The organism is Variovorax sp. DAIF25 (assembly GCF_050711835.1).
In the GTDB taxonomy this organism is placed as follows: Bacteria; Pseudomonadota; Gammaproteobacteria; order Burkholderiales; family Burkholderiaceae_C; genus Variovorax.
The window spans coordinates 1,817,286-1,835,722 of record NZ_CP136636.1 but is presented as its reverse complement, the minus strand read 5'-3'; the positions used below and the strand labels follow the sequence as shown (position 1 = coordinate 1,835,722).

The 18,437-nt window shown below is 71.6% G+C and carries 13 protein-coding genes; 11 read left to right on the top strand and 2 right to left on the bottom strand.

From position 1 onward, the window contains the following. Positions 1-5 precede the first annotated feature (5 nt). The 10 genes from paaC (at position 6) to R0232_RS08320 (ending at position 10,985) form a co-directional block, all read left to right on the top strand. Positions 6-785, top strand: coding sequence for a 1,2-phenylacetyl-CoA epoxidase subunit PaaC (paaC, locus tag R0232_RS08365; protein WP_431511825.1), 780 nt, complete (start codon positions 6-8; stop codon positions 783-785). Positions 786-796: 11 nt separating this feature from the next. Next, a complete protein-coding gene (gene paaD, locus R0232_RS08360) occupies positions 797-1,315 on the top strand; it encodes a 1,2-phenylacetyl-CoA epoxidase subunit PaaD (protein ID WP_431512878.1) in 519 nt (172 codons plus the stop codon). Between the two features lie 11 nt (positions 1,316-1,326). After that, positions 1,327-2,421, top strand: a complete 1,095-nt coding sequence (gene paaE, locus R0232_RS08355; RefSeq protein ID WP_093351767.1) for a 1,2-phenylacetyl-CoA epoxidase subunit PaaE — start codon at positions 1,327-1,329, stop codon at positions 2,419-2,421. Positions 2,422-2,466: 45 nt separating this feature from the next. Continuing rightward, on the top strand, positions 2,467-3,612 hold the full coding sequence (locus tag R0232_RS08350; protein ID WP_093351770.1) for an ABC transporter substrate-binding protein: 1,146 nt from the start codon (positions 2,467-2,469) through the stop codon (positions 3,610-3,612). A gap of 114 nt (positions 3,613-3,726) precedes the next feature. Beyond that, positions 3,727-4,755, top strand: coding sequence for a branched-chain amino acid ABC transporter permease (locus R0232_RS08345; protein WP_093351772.1), 1,029 nt, complete (start codon positions 3,727-3,729; stop codon positions 4,753-4,755). Then, positions 4,752-6,668, top strand: coding sequence for a branched-chain amino acid ABC transporter ATP-binding protein/permease (locus R0232_RS08340; RefSeq protein WP_296791739.1), 1,917 nt, complete (start codon positions 4,752-4,754; stop codon positions 6,666-6,668). Before R0232_RS08345 ends, R0232_RS08340 begins: the two co-directional genes overlap by 4 nt. Continuing rightward, on the top strand, positions 6,665-7,405 hold the full coding sequence (locus tag R0232_RS08335) for an ABC transporter ATP-binding protein (RefSeq protein ID WP_208510732.1): 741 nt from the start codon (positions 6,665-6,667) through the stop codon (positions 7,403-7,405). The genes R0232_RS08340 and R0232_RS08335 overlap by 4 nt, the downstream gene beginning before the upstream one ends. Positions 7,406-7,554: 149 nt before the next feature. After that, positions 7,555-9,618 carry a phenylacetic acid degradation bifunctional protein PaaZ gene (gene paaZ / locus R0232_RS08330; RefSeq protein WP_431511824.1) on the top strand — a complete coding sequence of 688 codons (2,064 nt, stop codon included), beginning with the start codon at positions 7,555-7,557 and terminating at the stop codon, positions 9,616-9,618. Continuing rightward, positions 9,618-10,376: an SDR family NAD(P)-dependent oxidoreductase gene (locus R0232_RS08325; RefSeq protein WP_431511823.1), complete on the top strand. Its 759-nt coding sequence runs from the start codon at positions 9,618-9,620 to the stop codon at positions 10,374-10,376. Before paaZ ends, R0232_RS08325 begins: the two co-directional genes overlap by 1 nt. Positions 10,377-10,421: 45 nt before the next feature. After that, positions 10,422-10,985, top strand: coding sequence for a methyltransferase family protein (locus R0232_RS08320; RefSeq protein ID WP_431511822.1), 564 nt, complete (start codon positions 10,422-10,424; stop codon positions 10,983-10,985). A 25-nt stretch (positions 10,986-11,010) separates the two neighbouring features. Here R0232_RS08320 and R0232_RS08315 read toward each other — a convergent pair whose 3' ends face one another. After that, positions 11,011-15,180, bottom strand: a complete 4,170-nt coding sequence (locus R0232_RS08315; RefSeq protein ID WP_431511821.1) for an RHS repeat-associated core domain-containing protein — start codon at positions 15,178-15,180, stop codon at positions 11,011-11,013. 13 nt (positions 15,181-15,193) lie between these two features. Then, positions 15,194-17,350, bottom strand: coding sequence for a type VI secretion system Vgr family protein (locus tag R0232_RS08310; RefSeq protein WP_431511820.1), 2,157 nt, complete (start codon positions 17,348-17,350; stop codon positions 15,194-15,196). A 286-nt stretch (positions 17,351-17,636) separates the two neighbouring features. Between R0232_RS08310 and R0232_RS08305 the strand changes: the two genes are divergently transcribed. Further along, complete coding sequence (locus R0232_RS08305; protein ID WP_431511819.1) at positions 17,637-18,437, top strand: CPBP family intramembrane glutamic endopeptidase; 801 nt, start codon at positions 17,637-17,639, stop codon at positions 18,435-18,437.

Below are 18,437 nucleotides of genomic sequence, written 5' to 3'. Positions count from 1 at the left end.
CGGCCATGCAAGCATCGATCGAACTGAACCGCACGCCCGCCGTGCAGTACCTGCTGCGCATCGGCGACACCTGCCTGGTGCTGGCCCAGCGCCTGGGCGAATGGTGCGGCCATGCGCCCGTGCTCGAGGAGGACATCGCGATGGCCAACATCGCGCTCGACCTCGTGGGCCAGGCGCGCGCGCTGCTCACCCACGCCGGCAAGCTGGAAGGCGCCGGCCGCGAGCACGACGAGGACCAGCTCGCCTACCTGCGCGAGGAGCGCGACTACTTCAACCTCACGCTGGTCGAGCTGCCGCGCGGCGACTTCGCCTTCTCGGTGGTGCGCAACACCATGATCGCCACCCTGCTCAAGCTGCTGTGGGAACGGCTGGCGAGCTCGAGCGACGAGGAAGTGGCCGCCATCGCCGGCAAGGCGCTGAAGGAAGCGCGCTACCACCAGCAGCATTCGGCCGACTGGGTGGTGCGCCTGGGCGACGGCACCGAGGAGTCGCGCCGCCGCACCGAGGCCGCGCTCAAGCAGGCCTGGCTCTACATGCCCGAGCTGTTCGAGGCCGACGCCGTCGACCGCGAGGCCAGCGCCAGCGGCCTGGGCCCGGCCTGGAACGAATTGCGCGAACCGTGGTTCGCCGAGATGCAGCAGGTGCTCGACGCCGCCGGCTTGGCTGCGCCGGCCGAGGTCAAGTTCCGCAGCACCGGCAAGCAGGGCGTGCACAGCGAGCACATGGGCTACATCCTGGCCGAGATGCAGCACCTGCAGCGCGCCTTCCCCGGGGGCGTGTGGTGACTGCCGACACCATGGCCGCCTCGCGCATCGACGCCGTCTGGGAGGTGCTGCACTCGGTGCCCGACCCCGAGGTGCCGGCCGTGTCGGTCTGCGACCTCGGCATCGTGCGCGACGTGATCGAGCACGACGACGGCCTCGAGGTGGTGCTGACGCCGACCTACTCGGGCTGCCCCGCGACCGAGGCCATCGAGCACGACGTGCTGGCCGCGATCGAGCGCGCCGGCCTCGGCCCCGCGCGCGCCACCCTGCGCCGCGCGCCGGCCTGGACCAGCGACTGGATCAGCGACGAGGGCCGCGCCAGGCTCAAGGCCTACGGCATCGCCCCGCCCGCCCACCTCACGCCCGAGCAGGCCGCCGGCACCGCGGTGCCGATCCGCCTGTTCGGCCGCCTCGCCGGCGAGCGCATCGCCTGCCCGCGCTGCGCGAGCGAGCGCACCGAGCGGCTGTCGGCCTTCGGTTCCACCGCCTGCAAGGCGCTGTACCGCTGCATGTCCTGCCGCGAACCCTTCGAACATTTCAAGCCGATCTAGGCCCCACGCCGATGAGTACCCTGTTCCACCCCCTGCGCGTGAAGGCCATCGAGCCCGACACGCCCGAGGCCGTCATCGTCTCCTTCGAGGTCCCCGAGACGCTGCGCGAAGTCTTCGGCTTCACGCAGGGCCAGTACCTGACCCTGCGCAACGAGATCGACGGCCAGGACCTGCGCCGTTCCTATTCGATCTGCGCCGGCGTCGACGACGGCGAGCTGCGCGTGGGCGTGCGCAAGGTGCGCGGCGGCCAGTTCTCCAACTGGATCAACGCCCACCTCAAGCCTGGCGACTCGATCCAGGTGATGGCGCCGCAAGGCCGCTTCTTCGTGCCGATCGAGGGCGAGTCCGCGCGCCACCATGTCGGCATCGCGGGTGGCAGCGGCATCACGCCGATCCTGTCGATCATGAAGACCGTGCTGGCGCGCGAGCCGAAGAGCCGCTTCACGCTGATCTACGGCAACCGCCAGCTCCAGTCCACGATGTTCAAGGAAGAGATCGAGGACCTGAAGAACCGCTACATGACGCGCCTGGTGCTGCAGCACGTGTTCTCCGACGAGCACACCGACTCGCCGCTGGGCTTCGGCGTGATGAACCGCGAGAAGATCGGCGAGTTCCTGCAGGGCCTGGTGCCCGCGGGCAGCATCGACCACGTCTACATCTGCGGCCCGTTCCAGATGAACGACGAGGCCGAGGCCGCGCTGCTGGCCGCGGGCGTGCCCGAGGAACGCATCCACATCGAGCGCTTCGGCGTCGCGCTGCCCTCGGCGAGCTCGACCGCCCAGGTCGGTGCCGTGGTGCACGAGGCCCTGCCCGGCGACGCCAAGCGCGCGCGCGTGACCATCGTGCGCGACGGCCTGCAGCGCGAGATCACCTACACCGAGGGCCAGCCCAGCATCCTCGACGCGGCCTCGGCGGCCGGCCTCGAGGTGCCGTTCTCGTGCACCTCGGGCGTGTGCGGCACCTGCCGCGCCAAGTGCGTGGACGGGGAAGTCCGCATGGAAAGAAACTTCGCGCTCGACAAGAATGAAGTGGCCGCAGGCTTCGTATTGACCTGCCAGGCCCACCCCCTTACGGAACGCGTCACGCTCTCGTTCGACGAGCGCTGAGATACTTCAGGCCTCAACCTTTTTTCAACCGGAGACAAGCCAACCATGAAATTCTTCAAGCCCCTGCTGATCGCCGCCCTGTGCGCCACGGCCCTGTCGGCCTGGGCCGACGTCAACGTCGGCGTGACCATCTCGGCCACCGGCCCGGCGGCTTCGCTGGGCATCCCCGAGAAGAACACGATCTCGCTGATGCCCAAGACCATCGGCGGCCAGAAGATCAACTACATCGTGCTCGACGACGCCTCCGACACCACGGCCGCCGTCAACAACACGCGCAAGCTGATCGCCGAGAACAAGGTCGACGTGATCCTGGGCTCGACCACCACGCCGGCCTCGCTCGCGATGATCGACGTGGCCAGCGAGGCACAGACGCCGATGATCTCGGTGGCCGCCTCGGCCCGCATCATCGAGCCGATGGACGCCAAGAAGAAGTGGGTCTTCAAGACGCCGCAGAACGACATCATGATGTCGCTGGCCATCGCCGAGCACATGGCCGCCAACGGCGTGAAGAGCGTCGCCTTCATCGGCTTCTCCGACGCCTACGGCGAAGGCTGGTCGCAGGAATTCGCCAAGGCCGCCGAACTCAAGAAGATCAAGGTCGTGGCCAACGAGCGCTATGCGCGCACCGACACCTCGGTCACCGGCCAGGCGCTGAAGATCATGGCCGCCAAGCCCGACGCGGTGCTGGTCGCCGGCTCGGGCACGCCGGCCGCGCTGCCGCAGAAGACGCTCAAGGAGCGCGGCTACACCGGCAAGATGTACCAGACGCACGGCGTGGCCAACGCCGACTTCCTGCGCGTGGGCGGCAAGGACGTGGAAGGCACCTTCCTGCCGGCCGGCCCGGTGCTGGTGGCCGACCAGCTGCCCGCCGGCCACCCGGTGAAGAAGTCCGCGCTCGCCTACGTGGCCGCCTATGAAGCCGCCTACGGCAAGGGCTCGGTCTCGACCTTCGGCGCGCACGCCTGGGACGCCGGCCTGCTGATGAGCTCGGCCGTGCCGGTCGCGCTCAAGAAGGCCCAGCCGGGCACGCCCGAGTTCCGCGCCGCGCTGCGCGACGCGCTCGAGCAGACCAAGGACGTGGCGGGCGCGCACGGCGTGTTCACCATGAGCGCGAGCGACCACCTGGGCCTGGACCAGCGCGCGCGCGTGATGGTCAAGATCGAGAACGGCGCCTGGAAATTCCAACCCTGATCGCACGGGGCTGAACGACGGACACCGCGGGCCGGCGCCACCGGCCCGCGGTGTTCCTGCAAGAGGGGCACGGTTTTTCTCTCGCCCCTGGTCTTCTGAAGGAAAGTTGGTCGTATGGATTTGCAGATCGCCCTGCTGCTCGGGCAGGACGGCATCGTGAACGGCGCGGTCTACGGACTGATGGCGCTCGCGTTGGTGCTGGTGTTTTCGGTCACGCGCGTGATCTTCATCCCGCAGGGCGAGTTCGTCGCCTTCGGCGCGCTGTCGATGGCTGCGCTGCAGGGCGGCCGCGCGCCGTCCACGCTGTGGCTGCTGCTGGCGCTGGCGCTGGCCGTGCTGGCGATCGAGGCCTGGCGCTGGAAGCGCGGCGCCACGGTCGACTGGCGCTCGGCGCTGACCTGGTGCGTGGCCTTCCCCGCGGTGGCCGCCGCGCTGGTGCTGGTGCTCAAGCCCACCTCGCTCGCGACGCAGGCGCTCACCGTGCTGGTGCTGATCGCGCCGCTGGGCCCGCTGCTCTACCGCCTCGCCTACCGCCCGCTGGCCGATGCCAGCGTGCTGATGCTCCTGATCGTCTCGGTCGCGCTGCACGGCGTGCTGATCGGTCTCGGGCTGTTCTTCTTCGGCGCCGAGGGCTCCCGCACCAGCGCGTTCTCCGAGCTGCGCCTCGACCTCGGCGGCATTCCCGTCACCGGCCAGTCGCTGGTGGTGGTCGGCGTCACGCTGGTGCTGGTGATCGCGATGTTCTGGTTCTTCGGCCGCTCGATGATCGGCAAGGCGCTGCGCGCCACCGCCATCAACCGCGTCGGCGCACGGCTGTCGGGCATTCCCACCGAGCTCTCGGGCGACCTGAGCTTCGCGCTCGCGGCCGTCATCGGCGCGGTGTCTGGCCTGCTGATCGCGCCGATCACCACGGTCTACTACGACACCGGCTTCCTGATCGGCCTCAAGGGCTTCGTGGCCGCCATCGTCGGCGGGCTCGCGAGCTATCCGCTGGCGCTCGCGGGCGCGCTGCTGGTGGGCCTGCTCGAGGCCTTCTCCTCCTTCTGGGCCAGCGCGTACAAGGAAGTGCTGGTCTTCACTTTGATCATCCCGGTGCTGTGGTGGCGTTCGCTGCGCAGCCATCACGTGGAGGACGAGGAATGAACCCGTCTTCATCGACCCCTGTGGCTTCTTCTTCCGCCAACGCCGTGCCCGAGGGCCGTCCGCTCGTCACGCCGCGCGTGCTCACGCTGGTGTTCATCGTCGCGCTCGCGCTGGCCTGGGGCTGGCTGCCGCCCTTCACCGTCACCGTGCTCAGCAACATCGGCCTCTATGCACTGGTGGCCGTGGGCCTGGTGCTCCTGACCGGCGTCGGCGGCATGACCTCCTTCGGCCAGGCCGCCTTCGTCGGCATGGGCGCCTATGCCACGGCCTGGATCTGCACCTCGCCGACCGCGGCCGGCTGGCTCGGCGGCCTCGCGGGTTCCGCGCTGGTGCCCTGGCTCGGCCTGCTGCTCGGGCTGGTGCTGACCTTCGCGCTGGCCTGGGCGCTCGGCGCGGTCACGCTCAAGCTCTCGGGCCACTACCTGCCGCTGTGCACCATCGCCTGGGGCCTGAGCCTGTACTTCCTGCTCGGCAACATGGAGTTCCTCGGCGGCCAGACCGGCATCACCGGCATTCCGCCGCTGGTGATCGCGGGCGTCTCGTTCGCCACGCCGCGCATGCTCGGCGTGGTGATCTGGGCCGTGCTGCTGCTCGCGCTGTGGGCCATGCACAACCTGCTCGATTCGCGCGAGGGCCGCGCCATCCGCGCGCTCAAGGGCGGCCGGCTGATGGCCGAGTCGATGGGCGTGGACACCGCGCGCCACCGCATCAAGCTGTTCGTGCTGGCCGCGCTGCTGGCCGCGATCTCGGGCTGGCTCTATGCCCACATGCAGCGTTTCGTGAACCCCACGCCCTTCAACCTCAACATCGGCATCGAGATGCTGTTCATGGCGGTGGTCGGCGGCGCGGGCCACCTCTGGGGCGCGGTGCTCGGCGCCACGCTGATCACGCTGCTGAAGGAGAAGCTGCAGGACATCCTGCCCGCGCTCTTGGGCACCAGCGGCAACTTCGAGGTGGTGGTGTTCGGCCTGCTGATGCTGTTCGTGCTGCAGCGCTTCGCCGACGGCCTGTGGCCCACGCTGGCGCGGCTGTCGCGCCGCTGGGTGCGCGAACTGCCGCGCGCCGCCGGCGCCGGCCCGGCCGTCTCGAGCACCGAGCAGCTCGCGCAGCGCGCGCTGCCGGCCACGGGCAGCCTGCTGCTGCAGGCCGACGGCGTGAGCAAGCGCTTCGGCGGGCTGGTGGCCAACAACGACATCTCGATGACCCTCAAGGCCGGCGAGGTGCACGCGCTGATCGGCCCCAACGGCGCCGGCAAGAGCACCTTCTTCAACATGATCTCGGGCGTGGACGATCCCACCACCGGCGAGGTGCGGCTGGTCGGCCAGCCGATGTCGGGCAAGCCCTCGCGCGCCTTCGCCGCGCTGGGCCTGGGCCGCACCTTCCAGCACGTGCGTCTGCTCGGCCAGCGCAGCGTGATCGAGAACGTGGCGCTCGGCGCCCACCTGCGCGCCAGGCGCGGCTGGGTGTCGGCGATGCTGCGGCTGGACCGCGCGGAGGAAGCCGCGCTGATGGCCGAGGCACGGCGCCAGATCGAACGCTGCGGCCTCGGCGCGCATGCCGACACGCCCGCGGCCTCGCTCTCGCTGGGCCAGCAGCGCGTGGTCGAGATCGCGCGCGCGCTCGCGGGCCAGCCCTCGGTGCTGCTGCTCGACGAACCCGCGGCCGGCCTGCGCCACCTCGAGAAGCGCGCGCTGTCCGAGCTGCTCGGCCAGCTGCGCGCCGAAGGCCTCGGCATCCTCGTGGTGGAACACGACATGGAGTTCGTGATGAACCTCGCCGACCGCATCACCGTGCTCGAGTTCGGCACCGTGATCGCCACCGGCTCGCCCGCCGAAGTGCAGGCCAACCCGCGCGTGCTCGAGGCCTACCTCGGCGGCGCCGACGACGAACTGCTCGAGGACGCATCGCGATGAGCCAACCCCTGCTTCAACTCGACGGCTTCTGCGTCGCCTACCGCGAGGTGGAGGCGGTGCACAGCGTGCGCCTGCACGTGAACGAAGGCGAGATCGTCACCGTGATCGGCCCGAACGGCGCCGGCAAGACCACGCTGCTGTGCGCGGCGATGGGCCTGCTGCCTTCCACCGGCAGCCTGTCGCTGCAGGGCGAGCGCATCGCGCGCCCCGGCGTCGAGGCCATGGTCGCGCGCGGCGTGGCGCTGGTGCCCGAGCGGCGCGAGCTGTTCGGCGAGATGTCGGTGGAAGACAACCTGCTGCTCGGCGGCTTCTACCAGTGGCGCAAGGGCAAGCGCGACCAGCGCGCGCGCATGGACGAGATCTTCGAGATCTTCCCGCGCCTGAAGGAGCGCCGGCCGCAGATGGCCTCCACGCTCTCGGGCGGCGAACGCCAGATGCTGGCCATCGGCCGCGCGCTGATGGCGCGCCCGCGCCTGCTGATGCTCGACGAGCCCTCGCTGGGCCTCGCACCGCTGGTGGTGCGTGAAGTGCTGCGCGTGGTGGCGCAGTTGCGCAAGCACGGCGTGTCGGTGCTGCTGGTGGAGCAGAACGCGCGCGCCGCGCTGCAGGTGGCCGACCGCGCCTACGTGCTCGAGATGGGCGCCGTGGCGCTCGAGGGCCCGGCGCGCGAGCTGCTGCACGACCAGCGGATCATCGATACCTACCTGGGCATCGGCAAGAAGGACGACGCCCACTGACGAATGCCTCCCTCCCCCGCCGGGGGAGGGCCGGGGTGGGGGCACGACGGCCTCGACCTCCGCGCAGCCTCGAGCTCCGGGGCTGCACCCATCCCGACCTTCCCCCGCAGGGGAAGGCCCAACACAGAGATAGCAAAGGACCCAGCACCATGAGCACCACCCTCCAAAGCTACATCGCCGGCCGCTGGATCGGCCGCGAGGCCGCGCAGTCGCTGCGCAGCGCCGTCAACGGCCAGGCCATCGCCAGCACGCACGCCGAGGCCATCGACTTCGCCGAGGCGCTGGCCCATGCGCGCCGCGTCGGCATCCCGGCGCTGATGGCGCTCGACTTCCAGCAGCGCGCCGAACGCCTCAAGGCACTGGCCAAGTACATCGCCGCGAACAAGGAAACGCTCTACGCCGTCTCGGCCCACACCGGCGCGACGCGCGCCGACGGCTGGGTCGACATCGAGGGCGGCGCCGGCACGCTCGCGGCCTACGCGGGCATCGGCAGCAACGAGCTGCCCTCGGGCAACCTGGTGCACGAAGGGCCGGCCTTCCCGCTCGGCAAGAAGGGCGGCTTCGCGGGCACCCACATCCTGGTGCCGCGCGGCGGCGTGGCGGTGCACATCAACGCCTTCAACTTCCCGGTCTGGGGCCTGCTCGAGAAGTTCGCGCCCAGCTTCCTCGCGGGCATGCCCTGCATCGGCAAGCCGGCCACCGCCACCAGCTACCTCACCGAGGCGGTGGTGCGGCTGATCGTGCAGTCGGGCATCCTGCCCGAGGGCAGCCTGCAGCTGGTCATCGGCGGCACGGGCGACCTGCTCGACCGCCTCGAGGGCCCCGACGTCGTGACCTTCACCGGCTCGGCCGACACCGCCGCCAAGCTGCGCGTGCATCCGAACCTGGTGCGCCAGTCGATCCCGTTCAACGCCGAGGCCGACTCGCTCAACTGCGCGATCCTCGCGCCCGACGTCACGCCCGACGACGAGGAGTTCGACCTGTTCGTGAAGGAGGTGGCGCGCGAGATGACGGTGAAGGCCGGCCAGAAGTGCACCGCCATCCGCCGCGCCATCGTGCCGCGCCAGCACCTCGACGCCGTGGCCGAGCGCCTGCGCGCGCGGCTGGCCAAGACGGTGGTGGGCGACCCCTCGCGCGAGGACGTGCGCATGGGCGCGCTGGCCTCGCATGCGCAGCAGGCCGACGTGGCCGAGCGCGTGGCCGAGCTGCGCAAGGGCGCCGAGCTGGTGTACGGCGGCGGCGAAGGCTTCTCGCCCGTGGGCGAGGGCACGGCCGAGGGCGCCTTCTTCGCGCCCACGCTGCTGCTGAGCCGCAAGCCGCTCGAGCACGACGCGGTGCATGACATCGAGGCCTTCGGCCCGGTCAGCACGCTGATGCCCTACGAGGGCATCGACGAGGCGCTGGCGCTGGCCGCGCGCGGCCGCGGCAGCCTGGTCGGCACGCTGGTCACGCGCGATCCCGCCACCGCTGCCAAGGCGATCCCCGTGGCCGCCGCCTGGCACGGCCGGCTGCTGGTGCTCGACCGCGAGGCCGCCGCCGAATCGACCGGCCACGGCTCGCCGCTGCCGCCGCTCAAGCACGGCGGCCCGGGGCGCGCGGGCGGCGGCGAGGAGCTCGGCGGCCTGCGCGCCGTCAAGCACTACCTGCAGCGCGCCGCGCTGCAGGGCTCGCCCACCATGCTGGCGGCCGTCACCGGCGAGCACGTGCGCGGCGCCAAGGTGCGCGAGACCGAGGTGCATCCGTTCCGCAGCCACTTCGAGGACCTGCGCATCGGCGACTCGCTGCTGACGCACCGCCGCACCGTGAGCGAGGCCGACATCGTGGCCTTCGGCGGCCTGTCGGGCGACTACTTCTACATGCACTTCGACGAGATCGCGGCCAAGGAGTCGCCGTTCGGCAAGCGCATCGCGCACGGCTACTTCGTGCTGTCGGCGGCAGCGGGCCTGTTCGTCTCGCCCGCGCCGGGCCCGGTGCTGGCCAACTACGGCCTCGACACGCTGCGCTTCATCAAGCCCGTGGGCATCGGCGACACCATCCGCGCGCGCCTGACCTGCAAGCGCAAGATCGACCGCAACCGCAAGGACGCCAACGGCCAGGGCCAGGGCGTGGTGGCCTGGGACGTCGAGGTGACGAACCAGGACGGCGAGCTGGTCGCGAGCTACGACATCCTGACGCTGGTCGCGAAGAAGCCGGTGCCGGCGGCGGCGGCCTGATGTTCGACCTCGGCGGCAAGGTCGCGCTGGTCACCGGCGGCAACGGCGGCCTGGGCCTCGGCATGGCCCGGGGCCTGGCGCAGGCCGGCGCGCGCGTGGTGATCGCCGCGCGCAACCCGGAGAAATCGGCCGCCGCGGTCGAGACGCTGCAGGCGCTCGGCAGCGACAGCTTCGCCATCGCCATCGACGTCGCCGACGAAGCCTCGGTGCAGCAGGCGGTCGACGCCGTGGCCGCGCGCTGCGGCCGGCTCGACATCCTGGTCAACAACGCCGGCACCACCGTGCGCAAGCCGGTGGACCAGCTCACGCTGGACGAGTGGAACCTCGTGCTCCAGACCAACCTCACCAGCGCCTTCCTCGTGAGCCGCGCGGCGCATCCGCACATGCAGCGCGCGGGCGGCGGCAAGATCGTCAACGTCGGCTCGATGATGTCGATCTTCGGCGCCGCCTACTCGCCGGCCTATGCCGCGAGCAAGGCCGGCGTGGTGCAGCTCACCAAGTCGACCGCGCTCTCGTGGGCGGCCGACAACATCCAGGTCAACGCGATCCTGCCGGGCTGGTTCCAGACCGAGATGACCGATGGCGCGCGCGCCCAGGTCGCGGGCCTCTACGAGCGCGTGGTCGCGCGCACGGCGGCGGGCCGCTGGGGCCGGCCGGCCGACATCGCGGGCACGGCCGTGTTCCTCGCGAGCCCCGCGGCCGACTACGTGACCGGCGTGTCGATCCCGGTGGACGGCGGCTACTCGACGATGGGCTGACAAGGTGTGAGGGCGCCGGCGGCCCGGCGTGTAGATTCGGGCCCCATGCCTTTCGCCTGGATCCAGATCGCCCTCTTCGTCGCCGTGTCGGCCGCGCTGCTGTACGTCTCGCGCGGCGCGCTGCGCCGGCGCGGTTCGCACGGCTTCTACCGCTTCTTCGCCTGGGAGTGCATGCTGGCGCTGATCCTGCTGAACCTGCCCGTGTGGCACGTGGATCCGCTGGCGCCGCACCAGCTGCTGTCGTGGCTGCTGCTGGCGCTGTCGGCCTGGCTGCCGGTGCATGCCTGGCGCCGGCTGCAGGCCGCGGTGCGGCCCGGCGCGGCGCGCGGCGACGATCCCGCGCTGCTCGGCTTCGAGAAGACCGACTCGCTGGTCACCGACGGTGCCTTCCGCTACATCCGCCATCCGATGTACACCGCGCTCATGCTGCTGGCCTGGGGCGCCTGCCTCAAGGACATCGGCGGCCCGGGCCTCGCGCTGGCGCTCGCGGCCACCGTGCTGCTGGTGCTGACGGCGCTCAGCGACGAGCGCGAATGCATCGCGCACTTCGGCGCGGCCTACCGCGCCTACATGGCGCGCACGAAGCGCTTCGTGCCCTTCGTGCTCTAGCGGCGATCGCCCTTCGGCGCACGCGTCACACGCACTTCTTCGGCTCCTGCTGCTGTTCGATGCGCACCGGCCGCGGCGGCGGCGCCGGGAAGTTGATGCGGCCGCCGGTCGGCAGGCCGAAGATCAGGAAGATGCCGACCAGGCAGGCCGCGGCGACGCTCTTGGCATCCGCCACCTGCACGCAGTCCGGGCAGTTCCGCGCGCCGCCGGCCTCGGCACCCGGCGCCGGCGCGTCGCCGAGCCCCGGGGTCGGCGTGTCCGCAGAGGCATAGAGCCCCATCGGGTCGGAGAACTGCACCGGGTTCTGCCGCGCATAGCCGAAGGGCGCGACGCCGCCGGACAAGCCGATCGGATCCTGGTTGACGTAGCTGCCGATGTCCGGGTCGTAGTGGCGGTGCCGGTTGTAGTGCAGCCCGGTCTCGGCATCGTGCTGCTGGCCCGGCAGGCGGATCGGCTGGCCGATGCCGTGCGGATCGAATTCCTGCAACAGCCGGCCCCAGGGATCGCAGCGGCCCATCCACGCCAGCCGGCCCTCCTCGTCGGTCAGCGCCTGCGGCGTGCCCAGGTGATCGCAGTGGTAGTGGCGCACCTCGACCGGCCGCGCGTCGTCCGCCTCGGGCATGCCCACGGCCTCCAGCGCGCGAGCCGACGCGGGCAGGCCGTCGCGCGCCAGTTGCCGGGCCTGCGCATCCATGCGCTCGCGCATCTCGCGCGGCAGGCCGTCGAAAGCCTCCCGCAGCGCCTGCTGCGTGCGCGCGTCGAGCGCCTGCGCCGCGAGGGCCGCGAGCCCGACGGGCGCGCCGCCGCCGTCGATGCCGAACCGCACCAGCGGCACGAAGCCGCCGGGCTCGTACACCGTGTGCAGCACCTGGCGCTCGCGCTTCGGGTTCCAGTGCTCGACGTGCACCAGCCGGTCGCCGTCCCAGCCATAGAAGGTGCGGCTCTCGCGCGCCGCCTGGCCGGGGACCTGCTCGCGCACCGTCTTGGCCAGCCGCCGGCCATGGACGTCGTGCAGGTGGCGGCTGGACAGCACGCTGCCGTCGGCCTGCGTGAGCTGCGATTCGACGAGCCGGTTGGCGCCGTCGTAGCGCAGCGCCAGCCGCCGCCCATCGCGCCACAGCGACTCGACCCGGTTGCCGTGGCCGTCGTAGCCGAACACCGCATCGTCGCCATGGCCCACGCGGTTGTCGTGCCAGCGCACGATGCCCGCCAGCGAACGCGCCGCGGGCGCGGCCTCCTCGCGCTCGAGCAGGTCGAAGTCCTGGTCGCGCCAGCGGCCGCGCACCTCGGCGGCCCAGCCGTCGCCATCGCGCGCGAGCTCGGATTGCAGCAGCGCGTCGTCCAGCGAAGGCAGCCGGTTGCCTGCCGGGTCGAAGCGCCAGCGCCGTTCGGTGTCAGAGGGCCCGACCATGCCCGCCGCACCGACCAGCCGGCCGGCCGCGTCGTGGCGCAGCAGCAGGTCGCCGCCCGGCGAGCGGACCGCCGCGAGCCGCCCGGTCTCGTCGTAGGCGTAGTGCCGCTGCGCGAGCTGGCCGACCAGCGGCGCCGGCGCGCCCGCGCCCGTCGCGTCGTGCGGCCGCAGCCCGCTCATGGCCACGCTCTGCACGCGGCCGAGCGCGTCCCAGCCGCGCCGCACCTCGAGCACCGCCTCGCCCGACGGCGGCAGCAGCCGGCGCCGGATCTCCCGGTGCAGTGCGTCGCGCTCGATGTCGAGGATGGCGCGCCCCTCGTGCAGCAGGCCATGGAGATGACCCGCGCCGTACATCAGGTAGTCGAGCCGCCCGACCTCCTGCAGCAGGCTGGCCTCGCGGTTGCCCAGCGGGTCGAGCGTGTGCGAGAGCGTGTGCTCGAAAGCCAGGCTGCTGGCGGCCGGCACGCCCGGCATCGACGGCGCGAGCTCGTACACCCGCTGCGTTTCGCCCACCAGGTGGCCCGCGGCGTCGCGCTCGATCAGCGCCTCGGCCAGCAGCGGCCCGGCCGCATCGCCCTCGCGCAGGTGGCTGCGCGTGGCCACCAGCTGGCCGGCGGCATTCCATTGCAGGCATTCGACGCGCGCGGGGCTGTGCGCGGTGGCGGGCACGCGGATCTCGGCGAGCCGGCCCAGCGCGTCCCACGCATAGCCGGTGCGCAGCAGCTCGCGGCCCGTACCGTCCGAGGCCTCCACGAGCCGGCCCGCGGCGTCGTAGCGGAAAGCCTGGCGGCGGCCGTCGAAGCCCTCCTCCTCCACGAGCCGGTCCATCGCGTCCCAGGCGAAGCGGCTCGCGGCGCCGTTCTCGTTGGTCAGCCGCACCAGCCGGCCGGCCTCGTCGTACTCGAAGCGCTGCTCCAGGCCGCGCTGCCAGCGCCGCGTGACGCGGCCCCAGAGGTCGTGATCGAAGCCGATATCCTGGTCCGTCCCTTCGTCGCGCAGCGCGATCCGCACCACGCGGCCGGCACCGTCGTGGCGGTAGCGCGTGATGCTGCCATCGGCATGGTGCACCGCCGACAGCAGCCCGGCCGCGTCGTGCTCGTAACGCGTGGCCTGCCCCAGCGCATCGGTGCGGCACAGCGGCAGCCCGCGCGCACCGTACTGCATCTCGGTGCTGCGGCCCGAGCAGTCGGTGCGGCGCACGAGCTGTCCCGCCGCGTTCCAGGCGAGCCGCGTGACGCCGCCCTTCGCGTCGACCAGCAGCGAGGGGTATTCGCAGGTCAGCACGGCGGTCTCGGGCGACGGGTACTCGCGCCGCTCGACGTGGCCGTCGGGCCGCACGATGCGCACGAGCCGGCCCCACTCGTCGTGCTCCATGCGCGTGGCGCGCCCGGCCGCATCGACGACGCGCACCAGCAGGCCGCTCGCCTCGTCGTGCTCGAGCAGCGACTGCGTGCCGTCGGGGGCCTGGCTGCCCAGCGGCCGGCCCTGGCCGTCGTAGCGCAACCGGGTGGCGGCGCCCAGCGCGTCGACCGACTCGACCAGTCGGCCCGCCGCATCGTAGGCATAGGCCAGGCGGCTGCCGTCGGCGCGCACGTGCTCGACCAGCCGCGCGAGGCCCGCCTCGCCCTCGAAACGGTAGAGCTCGGTGCGTTGCAGGCTGTCGACGACGCGCGTCTGCCGGCCGGTGGGCGTGACCTCGTATTCGAAGCGATAGCCCAGGCCTTCCTCGTTCAGGTGCTCGACCACGCGCGCGCCGGGCTCGAGGCTCTCGTAGCGGTAGGCGTGGCGCGGACCGCCCAGGTGCCGGTGCGCGACCATCAGGCGCCGTTGCCAGGCGAACTCGCGCACCAGCCGGCCCGCGCGGTCGTGCACGGTCAGCAGGTCCCCCTCGGGCGAATAGCCGTAGCGCACCAGCGCCACGGGTTGGGCGCCGGGGCCGGCCAGCGGATCGGACACCAGCTCGATGCCGGTCAGCCGCCAGCCACTGTCGGCCTGCCACAGCCCCTGCGCCGCCGCCGGCGAACGCACCTGCCGCCAACCGAGCCGGTAATGGCGCCCGACGCCGTCGACGATGCCCGCGACGCGGCCGAGTTCGTCGCGCTGGAAGCTCTGGCAGCGGCCGAAGCGGTCGCGCAGGTGGTGCAGCAGGTAGGACTCGCCCGCCACACCGTCATCGCCCCCCGCCTCGCCCCGGGCCGCCCCGGCGCGCGGCTCGGCCCGCAGCACCCAGAAGCTCAGCGCCTGCCCGTTGGCGACGACGATGCAGCCCGGATCCGCGGCGAGCGCCGCGGGCACGCGGGCGAAGCGTGGCTCGCGCGCCCATGCCGCGCCGCCCGGACCTCCGGCACCGCGCAGCAGCCACAGGTCCTCGCTCGGGCTGTAGACCGATCCGCCCTCGGGCAGGGCGTCGAAGGCGATCACGCGCCCCATGGCGGTGATCACGCGGCAGGCCTCGTCGCTCGCTTCGATGCGCAGCGTGCCCGGCACGGTCCAGCCATGCCCCAGCGGGCCGCAGGGCGCGCCGTGCTCGGGGTTGACGTAGCTGCTGTACTGCCGCTGCCACGCCAGCGCCATCGCGCCGGGCAGGGCGAAGTCCAGCTCCGCCTCGCCCATCAGCAGCTTGGCGCCCAGGGCCGGGCTCACGGGATGCCCCACGGCCACGCCGCCCGGGCACTCGGAGCAGGCGACGCCGCCCTGGCTGCCGATGAGCACCGTGCCGGAGCCGCTGACGACCTTGCCGCCGGAGACGCTGTCCGAGATACGCGCCGCTGGTTTGCCGCTCATCGGGTCCCGCCTCCTAGCAATTGAGTTTGTCCAGCGGCGAGAGGACCTCGATCCGCCCCGCCGTGATGCGGATGGTGCTCGCGCCGCAGCTCAGCGTGATCTCGTCGTCGGCCGAGATCGCGACCTTGCGCGCATGCATGCGCAGCGTGTCGCCCACCGCGAGCGAGTCGCTGCGCCCCACCACGGTGTCGCGCGCGTCGCCCACGCGCACGGTCTGCGTCTGGCCCACGTTGAGCGTCTGGTCGACGCCCACGCTGGTCATCATGGTCACGCCGATGTTCTCCATGTAGTTCACGCCGATCGACATGATCTTGAAGATGCCCACGTTCTGCGTGTAGCCCATGCCCACGGACTGCATCCTGAAGCGGCCGATGGAGACCGTCTCGTTGAGGTCGACGCGCTCGTGCCGGTTCTGGTGGATGGTGATGGTCTCGTCCAGGTCCACCTCCTCGGTGCGCCAGCCGTGCACGCCGATCTTCTCGTTGCGGTCGACCACCTCGGTGCGGTCGCGGTGGATGGTGCTGAACTCGTCGCGGTCCACGGTCTTGCGCCGGTCGTTGCCCACCCACTTGTCCTCGTCGTGCTCGACCTCGGTGAGCTGGTCCTTCTGGGCATGCAGCCACAGCTGCTCCTCGCCGGCCTTGTCCTCGAAGCGCAGCGCGTTGGCGGTGCCCGGCGAGTCCTTCATGCCGTCGCCCGCCACGCCGCCCTGCGAGGAGCGCGTGAGGATGCCCGACTGGGTCTTGTTGGCGGGCAGTTCCCAGGGCGGCATCTGCGCGGCGTTGTAGACGCGGCCGGTCACGATCGGGTAGTCGGGGTCGCCGTTGAGGAAGTCGACGATCACCTCCTGGCCGATGCGCGGCACGTGCATCGTGCCGTAGTTGGCGCCGGCCCAGGTCTGCGAGACGCGGATCCAGCACGAGGAGTTCTCGTCCATCCTGCCGTAGCGGTCCCAGTGGAACTGCACCTTGATCCGGCCGTACTCGTCGGTGTGGATCTCCTCGCCCGCGGGTCCCGTCACCACCGCGGTCTGCGGGCCCGTGGTGCGCGGCCGCGGCGTGACGCGGGCGGCGCGGTAGGCGGTGCTGTCGGGCAGCACCTCGAAGGTCTGCTGGTAGCTGGTGCCGCCGGTCGCCTCGGCATAGGCCGCGCCGGCCGCGCCGTCGGGGCGCAGCGCGTTCTCCTGGAAATCGCAACTCACGGACTCGACGAGGTAGCGCCGGTTGTCCTCCTCGCGCGGATGGCGCGAGAGATCGAACAGATAGCCCGGCGCGAGGTGGCGCAGGTTGCCGCGGCCCTCGATCAGGTCGCGCCGCGCGGCCTGCTGCTCCATGCGCACGCGGGCGTAGTTCTCGCCGTCGGCCATCTCGGTGTAGCCGCCGGGCCAGTCGTAGCGCTCGTAGCTGTCGCGGCTGTGGCCGGCGGGCTGCTGGCGCCGCGTGTCGATCTCCGCCTGCGGCTTCCTGAAGTCGTAGTCGTCGGCCGCGAAGTGGCCCGGGGCGATGTCCTCGGCGTGGTGCCATGCGTCGATGAAGTCCTGCTCGAGGATCTGCGCTGCCTGCACGCCCGCGTGGTAGGGGATGCCGACCGGGCCGGCGGGCAGCGTCGAGTGCGAGGCCGGCCCGTCGCACAGCACCAGCCGGTGGCTGCCCTTCGCATGCGCGAAGTGGTAGTAGATGCCTTCCATCTCCATCAGCCGGCTCGCGAAGTCGAAGTCGGTCTCGGCGTACTGCACGCAGTAGTCCCAGCGGCGGTAGCTGCCGTTGAGCTTGCTGTCGATGCCGAAGCCGTAGCTCGAGAGCACCTCCTGCAGGATCTCGGGCACGGTCTTGAACTGGAAGATCCTGAAGTCCGAGCGTCGCGTGGCATACCAGAGCCAGGGGCGCAACACGGCCTCGTAGACGTGCATGTCGCCGTCGTCCTTGCCGACGTACGCGAAGCGCACGACCTGGCCGCTGATGAAGCGCCGGCCCGCGCCGCCGAGCTCGGTGGCCAGGTCGATCTCGATGCTGAGGTCGGTCCCCAGCATGCTCCTGGCCGACACGTCCGGCTTGGCGCCGATCAGCCGCACGGCGAACTCGAACAGGCTCGACAGGCGCTCCCGGCCCGTCGCGGACCGGAATCGGAGCCGGTCGCCCACCGCGGTGTGGGCGAGAAAACTTCGGGGCATTCGTGGTTCTCCCTGGCCTGCGCGCAGCGGCCTCGCAAGGCCGCCGGACTGGTCTGCACGATGATGCCGGGCACTGCGGGAACGAGGCCGGCCAGATGCAGTAGAGCGAAAACCTTCAGCGATTGCAAGGACGGCGTCCGGACTGAATACGAAGCACGTACGCGAAGCCGTGTCTCGCGGCCGGATTAGTTCTTTTCATCGACGTCGATTCCGTTCGGATGCCGAACAGGAGACCGGCCGGTCCAGCGATTACCATCCGCGCCTCACCTCCCCGAGCGCGCGCGCCATGCCCTCCCCTCGCCGTCCGGCCTTTCCCTCCGCGACCCAGGCCGTCCTGCTGTACCTCGCCCTGTTCCTCTGCGAGCTGATCGTGGGCGCCGCGCTGCGCGACGGCAACCGGCTGTTCGGCCTGAGCACCATGCAGATCGGCGTGCTGTCGTCCGTGCTGGGCAACGGGCTGGTGTTCGCGGTCGTGATGCAGCAGCAGAAGCTGGGCTGGCGCGCGCTGTTCCATCCCTCGAATGCCTCGATGCGCGCCACCTTGATGCTGGTGGTGCCGCCCACGCTGCTGCTGGTGCCGGCGCTGATGCTGGCGATCACCTGCGCGATCAACCTGCTGACGCTGGCGCTGCCGCTGTCGGCCTGGGAGGAGGCGATGTTCAGCCGCATGGCCGACGGCAGCGTGGCCGCGGTGCTGGCGGTCTGCGTGATGGCGCCGCTGCTCGAGGAGATGCTGTTCCGCGGCATCGTGCTGCGCGGCTTCCTGCAGCGCTACGGGCGCGGCCAGGCGATCTTCATGTCGGCGCTGCTGTTCGGCGCGGCCCACATGAACATCTACCAGTTCGTGGTCGGCGTGGCGATGGGCGCGGTGCTGGGCTGGCTCTACGAGCGCACGCACTCGCTGATCCCGTGCATCGCGCTGCACGCGGCCTACAACAGCGCCACGCTGCTGGTGGGCGGCTGGCTCGAGGGCGCCTCGCCGGCCGGCGTGCTGAGCTTCGTGCTGCTGGCCGGCGCGGCCGCGCTGTGCGGCGGGGTGGTGCTGCGGCAGCTGCTGGTGGCCTCGGGGCGGCCCAGCGAGGGCTGA

Coding starts and splice junctions, on each gene's coding strand:
- R0232_RS08305 (WP_431511819.1), top strand. CDS start 17,637: ATGCCCTCCCCTCGCCGTCCGGCCTTTCCCTCCGCGACCCAGGCCGTC.
- paaC (WP_431511825.1), top strand. CDS start 6: ATGCAAGCATCGATCGAACTGAACCGCACGCCCGCCGTGCAGTACCTG.
- paaZ (WP_431511824.1), top strand. CDS start 7,555: ATGAGCACCACCCTCCAAAGCTACATCGCCGGCCGCTGGATCGGCCGC.
- R0232_RS08310 (WP_431511820.1), bottom strand. CDS start 17,350: ATGCCCCGAAGTTTTCTCGCCCACACCGCGGTGGGCGACCGGCTCCGA.
- R0232_RS08325 (WP_431511823.1), top strand. CDS start 9,618: ATGTTCGACCTCGGCGGCAAGGTCGCGCTGGTCACCGGCGGCAACGGC.
- R0232_RS08345 (WP_093351772.1), top strand. CDS start 3,727: ATGGATTTGCAGATCGCCCTGCTGCTCGGGCAGGACGGCATCGTGAAC.
- R0232_RS08315 (WP_431511821.1), bottom strand. CDS start 15,180: ATGAGCGGCAAACCAGCGGCGCGTATCTCGGACAGCGTCTCCGGCGGC.
- R0232_RS08350 (WP_093351770.1), top strand. CDS start 2,467: ATGAAATTCTTCAAGCCCCTGCTGATCGCCGCCCTGTGCGCCACGGCC.
- R0232_RS08320 (WP_431511822.1), top strand. CDS start 10,422: ATGCCTTTCGCCTGGATCCAGATCGCCCTCTTCGTCGCCGTGTCGGCC.
- R0232_RS08340 (WP_296791739.1), top strand. CDS start 4,752: ATGAACCCGTCTTCATCGACCCCTGTGGCTTCTTCTTCCGCCAACGCC.
- paaD (WP_431512878.1), top strand. CDS start 797: ATGGCCGCCTCGCGCATCGACGCCGTCTGGGAGGTGCTGCACTCGGTG.
- paaE (WP_093351767.1), top strand. CDS start 1,327: ATGAGTACCCTGTTCCACCCCCTGCGCGTGAAGGCCATCGAGCCCGAC.
- R0232_RS08335 (WP_208510732.1), top strand. CDS start 6,665: ATGAGCCAACCCCTGCTTCAACTCGACGGCTTCTGCGTCGCCTACCGC.